The following is a 13,178-nucleotide window of genomic DNA, read 5'->3' as shown; positions in this document are numbered from 1 at the left end:
TTATTTGTCTATTTACAGCTACTAAACAGACATTTTTCACTTCTTGCTTCTAATTAAATATTCTTTTGTAAAAACAATAGCAAAGCTACTTCCCATTCCAAACACCCCTGCAATGGCCACATTTAAAGCTTTCTTCGGCGAAACAGGATTAATAGGCGGAATAGCTTCAGATACTATTACTATACTTGACTTACCTACTTCTGCCGATTGCATAATCATTGACTCTTTATATTTTTGCTGATATGCATTATATGCTTCCTTTGATAAATCAAGCTCCATTTTCAATATTTCGTACTGCTGCTGTTTCTCTGCATATTCTGCCTGGAGATTTTCAATTTCCCTTTGACTATCTTGAATCACTTGCTCCATATTCTTCCTCTGAGCCTCAAGATTTGACAATTGAACCTCCAGTTCGTTCACCGCGTTTGACAACTCAACATATATCACGTTTATTTGCTCTGTTGACATCTTTATTTTTGCAAGCTCTTCCGAACTAAGTCCCGTCTTGTCCTTAATCATTCCCGTTAAAAGCGGATCAGATAATAAAGTGGTATCCGTTACCAGTTTTTGCGGTGTTTTACTTATCAGGTTTTTTGCAGTATTTAACGATGCTCTTGTAGCATTCTCGTCAACTCTGATTTGTGATAATTGTGTTTTATATTCTGTGATCTTTTCCAGTTTTGAATCCAGCTCCATTTTAACTTCTTCCGGACTTCTAGGTTGTGACAAAAAGTTTTTATACTCTTCCGATATTTTCTCCATATTTTCTCTTTCTTTTTTCATCTGGTTCTCAATAAACTTTGCCGAGCTTTCTGCCTGCTTTTGGTTTGTTTCAGATACAAATCTTGTAAATCTATCACTAACCAGATTTGCTATTTTTGCCGCAGTTTCAGGGTTTACATCCCTTACACTTATTGTTATCAGATTTGTATTCTTAATCGCATTAACAGTTATTTTTGACGCTATTATGCTTAAAGGAACATCTTTCATATTCAGTTCATCACGAATATACTGCAGAATTACCGGAGCCTTCACCTGTTCTCTGTAGGTATCAATGGACATTTCCGGATACCGCGATATTGCATCCACTAAAGAAGAAAAATTGTTGATATCCACATCGCCTGTCTGTATCAGAGTTGTTTGCATTTCAGTCTTTTTTATGGGCGAAATCATCAACATCGTTTGTGCCTCATAAGTCGGATTTATAACAAATACACTTATTACTATGCTAACAGCTATACAAATTGCAGTTACAACCGCTATAATCCACTTACCTTTTATTATTATTTCAATTAATTCTCTCAAACTTAACTCTTCCATTTATTCCGTCCCCCATCTGCGTTTATCTCAAAGGTTTTAGAGCCATATTTACTTTTCAGACAGAAATTTAATAATGAAGGAGCAATGCCATTATGCAGTACTCCTTTTAAAATTCCCTATTTGTTAACTTTAAATCATTATTATTGTATATAATTAATGTGTTGATGTCAATTAGAAATATAAGGTGCTCTGCACGCGTAATAAAAAAGGCTTCCCTTAATGGGAAGCCCTTTTTACTTTCAGTCGGAAGTAAGATTAGTTAATCTTTACTTCTTTATCTTCGAACTTGTTGAGTGCATTACCTGCTTTGTCTGTGATATACTTCACAGTTTCCTTAGTTGATACTTTGAGAGTACCTTTGAAGTCTTTGTAGTCGTCACCCTTGAGAGTAACTTCTATCTTGTTACCGTCTTTAACTGCTACATCGTAGTCGATACCAGCTTCAAGAGTCTTACCGCCGTCTTTGATTACGAGGTCAGTTGCACCCAATCCAGCTGAGTTGTTCAAGAACTTGATTTCTTCATCAAATTCTAATGTGAATCCTTTTGTTGAACCGTATACGCCAGCAGTTACGCTCTTATAGCTTGGAGCAAACTTATCAGCAAAGTCAACTGAGAGTGTTTCTTGTACCATTTCCTCACCAGTATCGGATTTAACTACTCCTACAATTTCAAGAGCATAACCCTTACCTTCGATATCGCCTGAGTTCGCAGGTTGAACTGCAGTTGCAAGTTTAGCTTTAATTGTTGTCTTACCATCCTTGAAGGTAATCAAGCTTATTCCTGTAACTTCTGTTGCAGTTACGCCAGTTCTTGATACCTTAAAGTCAGCTCTGTCAATAGTTCCTCTGTCAAGGATCTTGTCAACAACTATTTCAATTTCTGTCTTTGAGATAACATTAACTTCTTCTACTTTTGGTTTTTCTTCATTTGCTAATGCTTTTTTCTGTACATCGAATGCACCGATTGCATTACCGCTTTCGTCTTCAACATTAGCTACTAACAGTTCAAAACTTGTAGTAAGAGTTACACCGTCTGCAACAGTTAATCTTACTTTGTCTTTTTCTGAACCGAAGCTTTCAATCTTCTTAATTTCTACAGATTTACTAGTATCATCGTACAGTTTGTAGTTGTCTTTGTTCAGACTGAACCGTTACCCTTTGTTGACATAGCTTCGCTGAATGTTACATAGATGTATTTGCCAACAAATGTTACACTCTTAACTGTTGGAGCAGTTTTGTCAGTAACTTCAAACTCAAGAGTTACAGCTTTCATTTCGTTCTGAGATACTGAAGTATCTTTGATACCCTTAATATCTATTGTATATTTACCGCCAGCAAGCTTTTCGCTTAAAGTAATAACTGCTTTTGTTTCATCGCTCTTATATTCAACTGTAAATGATTCGTCTATTTCTTTTCCGCCTTTTTTGATTACATAGTTGTCTGTCTTTTCTGCTTGATCTTTATTTACATCTTCGCTGAATACAACTTCAATTTTGTCTTCTGCTTCAGCTTTTACAGATTTTACTGTTGGAGCCTCATTGTCAGCTACTACTGTAGCAGTAAGCTTTATGTCTGACTCTACTTTGTTGCCCCATGCATCTACTATCGCATCATCGTCTACTTCCTTAAGAATTGTTACAGTAACATTTCCTACTGGAAGCAGGTATACTGGATAGCTGCCATCGTTTTCTGTTTCAGAGAAGTGTAAAGTGTAAACCTTGTTGTTGTCAGAAGCTACAACTTTAGTTGGCTTCCATGAAGAATATGTGTGGTAGAAGTAATCTCTTGTAAGAGCTGCTTCAGATCCTGTGTAACCGTCTCTTGTAGCAGGCTCGTTAAATTCGATTACTAACTTGTTCTGTGTTGCTTCTTTTATTCTAGCAGTCGGAGCTGTAGTATCTTTTACATACTCCAAGTCAAAGGTTTTTGATCTCAGCATATTTCCTGCAAAGTCTCTGTAACCTTTAACTCTTACTTTGTAAGTTCCTTCATTCAATGAGCTTACGCCCAATACTACAGTTAATTTTCTGTAGTTATCTGATAATGTCTTTTCGCTTACATAGTAAGTTCCGTCATCAACGATAACGTCAGCATCTGAACTGCTTGTAACAGGCTCTGAGAATTCAATTTCAAAGGAATCTGGGCCTATCAATTCGATGGATAAAGCTTCAGGATTTTCGTAGTCAACAGGTACTACAGTCTTAGTAACTTCTTCCTTAATACCAGTTGCTGTCTTGATTGTTATTTCAACTTCTTCTTCTGCTTTGAGAGCATTTTTAGCTGTCAAAGTAACTGAAGTCTTGTCATCTGATACTGTAACCAACTCAATGTCATTGCCGTCAATTGAGTAGCTAGTTTTTTCGCTAGCCTTTTCAGCTACTTCACCGTTGAAGTCGATTACTATTTCCTTAAGGTTGTCAGCTTTAACATCTACAACTACAAGCTCTTCAGGAGTTACTACAACTTTTACAGTAGCCTTTGGAGCTCTGTATGCCAAACCGTTAGCACCTTTGATAGTACCTTCGATTTCCTGTTCTCCAAGTTCTGAAGTATCAACTGTAGGCCAAGCAACTGCAAGTTTCGCAGTTGTATCATCTTCATATACAACTTCTACTTCTTCTGGAAGTTCAGGAGTGTTACCTATCTGAACTTTAACATCAGCCAAAGCTTTTACTTCTTTAATTGGTTTTAACAATACTCCAATTTCTAATGCAAGTTCTTTGTCAACGTTTCCGTTTTCAACGAGAACTTCAATAACTGTCTTTCCAGTTTCTTTGTATACAGCCTGTAATGCTGAGTAGGCGATACCTACCATTGAATCTCTGTTTATTCCTTCTTTGCTGTTGAAGATTTTAGCTTGTTCTTCGGTCAAACCGCCGAACTGCTGTAATTTGTATGCAGCTTCGTCATATACGAAGTCTCCGTCATATCCTAACTGTTGAAGGATTAATGAACAGAAAGCCAAACCGTTAAGGTCTGCATTTGGACCAAATGTTCCGTCCGGATAACCTTTTACATATCCTTTTTCAACTGCATATGCAACTTGTCTTTGTGCCCAATCTGCAATGTCAGCTGCATCTGAGAATTTAGCAGCAAGTGTTGCAGCAGCTTCTTCCATTGGTATTTCCAATGCTTCATCTTCCTGACCGAACAGTCTGAGGAGCATAACAACTCCAGTCTGTCTGTCAAGTTTACCTTCTAAGTTGGGCACATATTCAGTTTCTGATGTGCCTTTGTACAAGCCAAGCTTATACAACTCTTCTGCTTCTTTTTCATAGCTGAATGAATCAGCAAATGCAGGCACCAAAAAAGTTGAAACCATAGAGATTACAACTAATACTGCCAGCAATTTTTTGAGATTCTTCATACTCTCAAATCCTCCTTGTAAGTTTTTTTTGGGAAGCAGGCTTAAATATTGAAGCCAGGCTACGCCTTATCCCTTTTGTTTCTTAACCTGACCTATCTTGCTTTTTGATCAAGACTGGCGCACATAACCTATCTTGAATTCAAACTTATTATACCATCGGCCTATTAGTGAGTCAACAATTTGAATTTAAGTGTAAAGAAATTGTAACAGAATTGAAACAAACTGTTTTGTTGGACTTGCTTGGAAAATTCAGTAGTTTCAATATCTAATATTATACTATAAAATTGCTGTAAGTACAATTATATTAGTGATTTTTTTGGGAAATGTTTTTTTTAAGAACTTAAAAAGCCGGTATTTCACCGGCTTCTCTTACGCTTTAAGGCAATACTATTTGCTTGCGAGGTTCCTTTCTGCCATTTCTATAGCCTTCTTGACTATATTACCGCAGTCCCTTGAACTTACTGAGCCCCAACCTTCCTTTGAAACTGTGTTGTATACCCAAGTTCCTTTGCAATTTCGGTTTTGAGCTCTTCCGACATTATACCTCTGTTTCTGCTCATAATAATTGCCTCCTTTTTGCATCAGTCCTTAACGGCCGATGCTAAAATTTTGCGTACAATATTATTATCTTCATTTTTCATTTATTAATTTGATGTAATTTTTTCAACCGCACAATCAAGAATGCTATTTTACCTTTCACATAATTTCTTTGGAGCTTTCATAGTGATTTTTGTTACCAATTTTCCGTTATGTTAATATACTATAATATCCGTTTCTAATATTACTTACATTAGATACTGTTAAAATGATTGCATTAAATATAAAAGAATAAAGTCAGGGTGATCATTATGTCATTTTCCTCAAGAGAATTATTTGCGCGACTTATTAAATGCGAAGCCGGCGGTGAAGGAATTGACGGTATGAAAGCTGTTGCAACTGTTGTTATGAACCGCGTGCACGCTTCATATGGAGAATACCTGCGAACCGGCCAGGGAGACCTTCGAAAAGTTATATTCCAGCCCAGTCAATTTACATGTGTAATGAGTAAAGTATATGGTGAAGTAAATCCACAGACAATCTGGGCAACTCCTCCCGAGCAAATTCACTATGATGTTGCCGATTGGGCGCTGTCCGGAAACAAGCTTCCTGGGATAGGCGAATGCCTTTGGTATTATAATCCTTTAGCCCATCGTGCAGCTATATATTTCCCGCAAGCGGCACAGGTCAATTTGTAACCCGGGTCAATCAACATTGTTTTTACAGACCGACAGAATTATATGCACAAACTTAAAAGTAATATCATTAGAAATATTTCATTATGGAGGGAAATCTTATGCTCAACCATTTTAATCCGAATAATTGTCAAGCATTTTGCGGCAATTTGAACCGCCAAATGACTCCAAACCAGCCTTCACCGGGCAATGTGCCTGTTTCACCATCCATAACAGCTTTGCCGCCTTTGCCCACAGGATACCCTACCGGTCCGATGTACACCCAGATGCCTTCACCGGCAAGCATGACGACTCCACAGGTTCCAACGCCTCCCACTATGGAACCCGAACCTGAAACCATACAAAACATTAACTATACTCAAGGATATCTCAAACGGCATATAGGAGCAAGAGTAAAGGTTGAGTTTCTTATCGGTACCAACATGCTTTTGGATAGGGAAGGTACTTTAGTTGATGTGGGAACAAGTTACATTATAATCAGAGAGGTTGATACGGACGATTTGCTGCTTGCTGACCTATATTCTATAAAATTTGTCCGCTTCTATTATTAACTGATACTGCAAATTCAAATACAAATGGACATCGAGTCCCTTCGCTTTTGCCTCTTTCATTTCATTCCAAGAGGCCAAATAAAGCATTGAGATGACACAGGCTCGTGTCATCTCAACGCATTCTATATTTTAGATTCTATAAGGTTTTGCAGGTTTGGATATTTCAGACAATGCCTCCGAGGCTTCCATCTCAAACCTCGTATCTGCAGCTATGTCTCCTAATGAAAGTATTCCGACAATCTGATTGTTTTCAACCACCGGAACTCTTCTAATCTGTTGATTTGCCATGAGTTTTGTAGCTTCATCCACATCCATCTCAGGTGATACGGTTGTAACCTGTGATGTCATAACATCCTGTACTTTTGTGTCTTTAGGAATTTTACCATGGGCAACATTTCTTACAACAATATCTCTGTCCGTTACTATTCCAACTACACCTTGGTCATAAACAGGAATAGAACCTACATTGTGCTTTTGCATCAGCTGCGCTGCCTCAACTACACTGGTTTGTGGAGAAACATATGCTACAGCTTTCGTCATTTTATCCTTAACCTTCAAGCTCATCATCTCCTTATTTGTATTTCAATTTTATTTTCCCCTCAAAAGACTATTTAATAAATGAAAATATAGACAACCCAATATGTTTGCAAATCTACACATTCATAAGATTTGCCAGTACAGTTTATGTAGACCTGTTATTAAATATATACCCAAACAATCCATGATTTACTTTTATAATCCAACTGTTTCATATTTATAATATGTCCGTGGAATGCTATAATTAGAATTAATCACATCGTTTAAATTCTCAAGCTTAATTTTTTCAAAATTATCAATAAGGGATTGATTTTTGTGCATAAGGTTCGAAATCGGAAAATCTTTATAACAGTCATTCTAGTACTTTTTCTTATATTTGTTCATTTTGAACATATTTATGTCTTTTTTTTTAAAACCTTTTATAATAAATCAAACTTAAATATTTACCTGAGTCTTATAAACAGCCAGGTTGATTCAATTTCATCCGAACCTACAAACAAGGTATATTTAAAGGCTGTAGTTAGAGATGCAAATGGAAATCAAATTCCCTATATTGAAGTTAATTTTGAAAGTACAAAGGATATCGGTACCGTGCATCCCGGCAAAGCGATCACCGACAGGCAGGGAGAATGCTTTGTAACTTACGTCCCGGAACACTACTATAATCTAGGCTTTGACACAAATCCCCAGCCAATTGACATTTCTGCTTCCATCGCCGGCACCGGTATAAACTCTACAGTAAAGCTGAACCTTGTTCCCGTACCCATTGTCTTTGTACATGGATATCGGGAAACGGAAGATGTTTTTGACAATTTAAGTGAATTTATTTCGTCAAAAGGATATGCATGCACCTCACTAAGTTATGATTCCACTCTCGGAGTAGAATACGGTGCCAAAGAACTGGAGTTGTTTTTACAAAATCAAAAACAGGAATTCTTAAATCAAGGAATACTTGTGGGTAAATTCGACTTAATTGTCCACAGCATGGGAGGACTTGTGGCAAGGTATTATTCGGCAAGCAAAAATTATCTGAAAAATGATGATATCAATAAAATAATCTTTCTTTCAGTACCCCATAAAGGCTCTGTCCTGGCATCAATCGGAGAAGAGTATTTTAACGATAGGTCAATTAAAGAACTGGTTCCCGACAACGAATTGTTCGTGAATATTTTCCCCAACACAATTAACAGCGGATTAAACAGCTCAATCCAAATAGGAAATCTTTTAAGCCAGTACGATGAAGTGGTTACCGATGAAAGTGCCAGCCTTGACAAATGGGGAATTAAAACTGAAATATTCAATGTTGGTGAAAACAACTTTACTGTGAATAACCTCTTAAACGGCAATATTTTAGATGCTCCGAATCATAAAGGCATATTAAACAACAACATGGTTTTTAACCGCATTGTGGAAATGCTTAATACAGATTTACCATATCCTGCAGTCATAAATAAATAAAAAAATTTCTTTATCCACATAAAACACAACAGATATCCACAAAGCTGTGGATATCTGTTGATAAACACAAAACTGCAAACGCTTGTGTCAAGCGTTTTTCACAATTTATACACAAAAATAATAATGAACATGTGAATTAATTGTGGATATCTTTTCGTTTTATCCACAAGTCGTCATTACATCCTAACTTAATTAATCTTTTTGAATTAATTATCAAACACGACTTAATTATCGATCATGGAAAACTTTTTCTTTAGCAAAAATGAGAAAAAATTTTGAGAATTTACTCAAAAAAATTTTGCTGGCTATATTAGCTGATCTTCATGCTAATATCAAATGCTTTTACAGAATGTGTTAGACCTCCTACGGAGATGATATCGACACCTGTGCTGGCAATATCATAAATTGTATCGGCATTTACGTTGCCGGATGCTTCAGTAATAGCTTTGCCATTAATAATTTTAACAGCCTCCTTCATTTTGTCAAGCCCCATGTTGTCAAGCATTATTATGTCGGCCTTTGCATCTAATGCCTCAAGCACCTGTTCAATACTTTCGGTTTCAACTTCAATCTTCATGGTATGAGGAATCTTTTCGCGTACAAGCCCAATTGCCTGTTTGATTCCTCCTGCAGCTTTTATATGATTATCCTTTATCAAAACCCCGTCGGAAAGACAATACCTGTGATTATATCCTCCGCCGACTCTAACAGCATACTTTTCCAGTATCCGAAGCCCTGGAGTTGTCTTTCTCGTATCCACCAGTTTTGCAGGCAAATTCTTAATTTTATCCGCAAGCTGCCTTGTCTTCGTTGCAATACCCGAAAGTCTTTGAAGAAGGTTTAGGGCCGTTCTTTCCCCCTTTAAAAGCTCTAGTATTGCCTTTTATTTTGGCGATTATATCTCCGCGTTTTACAGCCTGTCCATCCTCAACCATTTTTTCAAATACAACTTTGTCGTCTAGCATTAAAAAAACCTTTTTTGCAACATCTAATCCTGCTATCACTCCTTCATCCTTCGAAATCAACACAGCCTCAGATTCAGATGTTTCATCAATAATGTTGTCAGTTGTAATATCACCTGAAGGAATATCTTCCTTTAGTGCATTTATAATAATCCTGTCTATGTCCGATATGTACTGCATATTTTTACCCCTTCCCCCATTAGTATGTACTAAAATTTTCTTTTTATTATGTTTCTTTTCCAATTTTCATCATCAGTTTTTTGATAATCCAACCTAAAATGTGCCCCTCGGCTTTCCTTGCGCTCTAAAGCCGTCTCAATTACAAGCCTTGAGAGAAGAACAATATTTTGCAGCTCAAAGTCGCCGACACCGGTATTTTTCATATTCTTTATCAAACCGTAGTATTCATCGACTTTTTTCTTTGCCTTTTCAAGCCCTTCCTTCTCTCTTACTATTCCAACATACTGGGTCATTGTTTCCTGAATATCCTTTTTGATTTGATTTGCATCAATATCTTTAGCCACCCTGTTTGTCTGGGCTTTAATACTGACTTTCAGGGTCTTGTCCCGGCAGTTTTCAACTATATTCGCTACCTCTTTTCCTATCTTGTGTCCAAACACCAAACCTTCAAGAAGTGAATTGCTGGCCAATCTGTTTGCCCCATGTATACCATTGCATGCAACCTCACCGCACGCATAGAAACCCTTTATATTTGTACGTCCAAATACATCAGTTCTTATTCCTCCCATGCAGTAGTGTTCAGCCGGAGCAACAGGAATATAATCCTTGGCTATATCTATTCCATAGCTCAAGCATGTCTTGTAAATATTCGGGAATCTGTGCTCCAAATATTCCTTATCCTTAAATGTAATATCCAGATATACATGGGTTGAATTTGTCTTCTTCATTTCATGAAAAATAGACCTTGAAACTATATCTCTAGGCGCCAATTCTTTCAGCTCATGGTATTTAGGCATAAATCTTTCGCCTTTTACATTCCTTAATATAGCGCCTTCACCCCTTACCGCTTCGGATATAAGAAAGCTCTTGTTATCCGGGTGAAAAAGCACTGTGGGATGAAATTGAACAAACTCCAGATCCATGAGCTCCGCACCGGCCCTATAGGCAAGACCTACCCCGTCGCCAGTTGCCACATCGGGATTTGTTGTGTTTGAATACAATTGTCCAAAACCTCCCGTTGCACATACCACAACATGAGCCCTGTAAAATATATAGGATGAACTGTCTTCATCATAGGCCAATACGCCTTTGCACACATTGTTTTCGGTTATTAAATCTATTGCTGCAACTCTTTCCTTTATTTTAACATTCTCCCTCGTCCTTACCACCGATATGAGCTTGTCACAAACCTCTTTGCCCGTTGTGTCCCCTGCATGTATAATCCTGTTTTTGCTGTGAGCTCCCTCCCTTGTGAGAGAGAGTTCGTCTTTGCTTTTTCTGTCAAAATTAACTCCAAACTTACACAAAGTATCAATGTTTGCAGCAGCTTCATTAACCAATACCCATACGCTTTGTTCATCACACAAACCTGCTCCGGCATATATTGTATCCTTAAAGTGCAACTCCGGAGAATCCCCTTTGTCAAGGGAAACAGCTATACCTCCTTGAGCAAGGACCGAATTGCTTATCTCAATTGTTTCCTTTGTCAGTATTGCAACATCATATTTTTCAGGTATCTCAAGAGCAGTGTAAACTCCCGCTATCCCGCTTCCTATGATAACCACATCATGAAACTCTGTCGGTATCTTCTCAGTATCAAAGTCTACCAAATATCTACCCTCATCCAAAATTCGTTATTCCTCCTCTATAATAATTGCATTCATTTTACATCACAACAAAGGCTCCGGATAACCATACCCAGAAACCTCGGAGCCTTAAATTCAGCTAATGAAATATACACAACTCAGCCAATCCGGATCATTCTATCCAGAGCCCTTTTTGCATTTAATCTTATATTCTCGTCAAGTGTTATTTCATATTTCATTTCTTTTAATGCATTATAGACACTTTTTAATGTGGTTTTTTTCATATTTGGACATACAAGTCCTTGGGAGAGCAAATAGAAACTTTTATCGGGATTATCCTTTTTAAGTTTATACATTACTCCCATTTCCGTACCTATAATAAACTTTGAACTGCCGGATTCTTTTGCAAAGTCAATTATCTGCTTGGTACTGCCGACAAAATCCGCCTCTTCCCAAACCTCTTTGCGGCACTCTGGATGCACAAGCAAAAGAGCATCAGGGTGAATTTTTCTGATTTCTTTAACTTGTTCAAGGCTGACTCTGTGATGTGTAATGCAAAAACCTTCCCACAAAATTATATTTTTTTCCGGAACCTTCTGGGCAACATAACTTCCTAAGTTTTTGTCGGGAACAAACAATATGTCCTTCTCCGGAATTGATTTTACAACTTCAATGGCATTCGATGACGTACAGCATATGTCACTTTCAGCCTTTACCTCAGCAGATGAATTGACATAACAAACAACAACAGCCCCGGGATGCTTTTTCTTCTCCTCTCTTAAAGCATCGGCTGTTACCATGTCAGCCATAGGACAACCGGCATCAATTTCCGGAAGCAGTACAGTCTTTGACGGTGAAAGTATCTTTGCGCTTTCAGCCATAAAATGAACACCGCAAAAAACAATAACATCCTTGTCATTATTGGCGCAGTATCTGCTCAAAGCCAGTGAATCGCCAATAACATCCGCTACTTCTTGAACTTCATCATTTTGATAATTATGAGCCACTATTACAGCATTTTTTTCTTTCTTCAATTCATTTATTTTTTCAATCAATTCGACGTTACTCAATCTAACTACCTTCCTATCAGCTTATAATAATATTTTTCTTATAATACTTTTTTTAATTTTAATACTTTACTCCCCTTTTGTAAAGGACATATTAAAAAACCTGCATGCCGCAGGTTTCAATTTATCTTTTTTATTATCTACTTTTTATTATTTATTTTTTTACTCTATCCATACTTTGTTCGAGTCTCCTAAAAAATTTGTGTCCTACCGGCGTTATCGTAAACACTTCAAGTATAACTCCAAAGCATCCTGCCAAGGTGTACATATTTAGCTCAAAATATACTGAAATCAACGACACAGAAAGCCAGATTATTATAAACAATACAGACAAACCCTTAAATTTCTTGATTTCCTCCTGTTTGGTTATCGGCCTGTTGGGATTATCCGAAGGCGCCCATTTTAACAAGAGTATTAACGAAACAATAAATGTTAATATTACAAAAATCAGAAGTGATGTTCTGTTCCAAAAATGATATGTATATTTCGAAATCAACGCCGCTGCAATGAACATTCCCAAAGAAGCTGCTATACACTTTCCGTAAGTCTTCATGTGGTATCCTCCGGCAATTTGCCTTAATGCCACAAAAACAGCCACAATTGTGAGAGAAGGAAGTATTGTTCGTGTGATTGCGGCTAGCAGTATCAAAAGTAACCCTTTAATTACCGCACCAATTATAATTTGAAACCCGAAATAATAAATTCTCCTGCTTTCATGATTTCCCTTCATCTGCTTCATTAAATAGTCCGCACCCCTATAGGATAATGCATGAATAAATCTCATCCCACCACTCCCCTCTTTTTTTTCTTATTTTAATTATACTATAGATAAATTTTATATGTAATATTTAATAAGAAATAATGTCTAATAAATTCAATTTTTGTATATATGAGTAGGAACTAACTGAGAAAAACTG

Annotated in this window: 10 protein-coding genes and 3 pseudogenes; 4 read left to right on the top strand and 9 right to left on the bottom strand. The window is 37.1% G+C overall.

The genetic code is table 11. The features are described 5' to 3' along the window. Positions 1-36: 36 nt before the first annotated feature. Positions 37-1,320, bottom strand: coding sequence for a GumC family protein (locus JCM21531_RS08560; protein WP_038289061.1), 1,284 nt, complete (start codon positions 1,318-1,320; stop codon positions 37-39). A gap of 255 nt (positions 1,321-1,575) precedes the next feature. Continuing rightward, positions 1,576-2,094 carry a hypothetical protein gene (locus JCM21531_RS21490; RefSeq protein WP_243467453.1) on the bottom strand — a complete coding sequence of 173 codons (519 nt, stop codon included), beginning with the start codon at positions 2,092-2,094 and terminating at the stop codon, positions 1,576-1,578. On the opposite strand from JCM21531_RS21490, the gene JCM21531_RS21485 reads away from it, so the two are divergent. Further along, positions 2,081-2,449: a hypothetical protein gene (locus tag JCM21531_RS21485; protein ID WP_243467452.1), complete on the top strand. Its 369-nt coding sequence runs from the start codon at positions 2,081-2,083 to the stop codon at positions 2,447-2,449. The genes JCM21531_RS21490 and JCM21531_RS21485 overlap by 14 nt on opposite strands. A 10-nt stretch (positions 2,450-2,459) precedes the next feature. Here JCM21531_RS21485 and JCM21531_RS08555 read toward each other — a convergent pair whose 3' ends face one another. Further along, on the bottom strand, positions 2,460-4,688 hold the full coding sequence (locus JCM21531_RS08555; RefSeq protein ID WP_243467451.1) for an Ig-like domain-containing protein: 2,229 nt from the start codon (positions 4,686-4,688) through the stop codon (positions 2,460-2,462). A gap of 387 nt (positions 4,689-5,075) precedes the next feature. Further along, positions 5,076-5,248: pseudogene (locus JCM21531_RS18335) on the bottom strand (small, acid-soluble spore protein, alpha/beta type). Between the two features lie 288 nt (positions 5,249-5,536). On the opposite strand from JCM21531_RS18335, the pseudogene JCM21531_RS08550 reads away from it, so the two are divergent. Further along, positions 5,537-5,979 (top strand): annotated as a pseudogene (locus JCM21531_RS08550) (cell wall hydrolase). Positions 5,980-6,021: 42 nt separating this feature from the next. Further along, a complete protein-coding gene (locus JCM21531_RS08545) occupies positions 6,022-6,471 on the top strand; it encodes a hypothetical protein (protein ID WP_038289058.1) in 450 nt (149 codons plus the stop codon). 129 nt (positions 6,472-6,600) lie between these two features. On the opposite strand, the gene JCM21531_RS08540 is transcribed toward JCM21531_RS08545, so the two are convergent. Then, positions 6,601-7,029 carry a CBS domain-containing protein gene (locus tag JCM21531_RS08540; RefSeq protein WP_038289057.1) on the bottom strand — a complete coding sequence of 143 codons (429 nt, stop codon included), beginning with the start codon at positions 7,027-7,029 and terminating at the stop codon, positions 6,601-6,603. A gap of 294 nt (positions 7,030-7,323) precedes the next feature. Here JCM21531_RS08540 and JCM21531_RS08535 point away from each other — a divergent pair, with 294 nt between their 5' ends. Beyond that, positions 7,324-8,466, top strand: a complete 1,143-nt coding sequence (locus JCM21531_RS08535; RefSeq protein WP_243467450.1) for a PGAP1-like alpha/beta domain-containing protein — start codon at positions 7,324-7,326, stop codon at positions 8,464-8,466. Positions 8,467-8,776: 310 nt separating this feature from the next. Here the strand turns inward: JCM21531_RS08535 and nadC are convergent. From nadC to JCM21531_RS08515, 4 genes and pseudogenes are all read right to left on the bottom strand, one after another. Then, positions 8,777-9,608 (bottom strand): annotated as a pseudogene (gene nadC, locus JCM21531_RS08530) (carboxylating nicotinate-nucleotide diphosphorylase). Between the two features lie 29 nt (positions 9,609-9,637). Continuing rightward, positions 9,638-11,236 carry an L-aspartate oxidase gene (gene nadB / locus JCM21531_RS08525; RefSeq protein WP_038289056.1) on the bottom strand — a complete coding sequence of 533 codons (1,599 nt, stop codon included), beginning with the start codon at positions 11,234-11,236 and terminating at the stop codon, positions 9,638-9,640. Positions 11,237-11,352: 116 nt separating this feature from the next. Next, on the bottom strand, positions 11,353-12,264 hold the full coding sequence (gene nadA, locus JCM21531_RS08520; protein ID WP_038289054.1) for a quinolinate synthase NadA: 912 nt from the start codon (positions 12,262-12,264) through the stop codon (positions 11,353-11,355). Between the two features lie 151 nt (positions 12,265-12,415). Next, a complete protein-coding gene (locus tag JCM21531_RS08515) occupies positions 12,416-13,045 on the bottom strand; it encodes an accessory gene regulator ArgB-like protein (RefSeq protein ID WP_038289053.1) in 630 nt (209 codons plus the stop codon). Between the last annotated feature and the right edge of the window lie 133 nt (positions 13,046-13,178).

It is taken from the genome of Acetivibrio straminisolvens JCM 21531 (genome assembly GCF_000521465.1).
GTDB lineage: Bacteria > Bacillota > Clostridia > Acetivibrionales > Acetivibrionaceae > Hungateiclostridium > Hungateiclostridium straminisolvens.
Note: the sequence above shows the minus strand (reverse complement) of the source record. Positions and strands in the feature narration are given on the sequence as shown.

What these genes read in the sequence shown, in the direction of transcription:
- JCM21531_RS08560 (WP_038289061.1), bottom strand. Translation starts at nt 1,320, where the DNA reads ATGGAAGAGTTAAGTTTGAGAGAATTAATTGAAATAATAATAAAAGGT.
- JCM21531_RS08555 (WP_243467451.1), bottom strand. Translation starts at nt 4,688, where the DNA reads ATGAAGAATCTCAAAAAATTGCTGGCAGTATTAGTTGTAATCTCTATG.
- JCM21531_RS08545 (WP_038289058.1), top strand. Translation starts at nt 6,022, where the DNA reads ATGCTCAACCATTTTAATCCGAATAATTGTCAAGCATTTTGCGGCAAT.
- JCM21531_RS08515 (WP_038289053.1), bottom strand. Translation starts at nt 13,045, where the DNA reads ATGAGATTTATTCATGCATTATCCTATAGGGGTGCGGACTATTTAATG.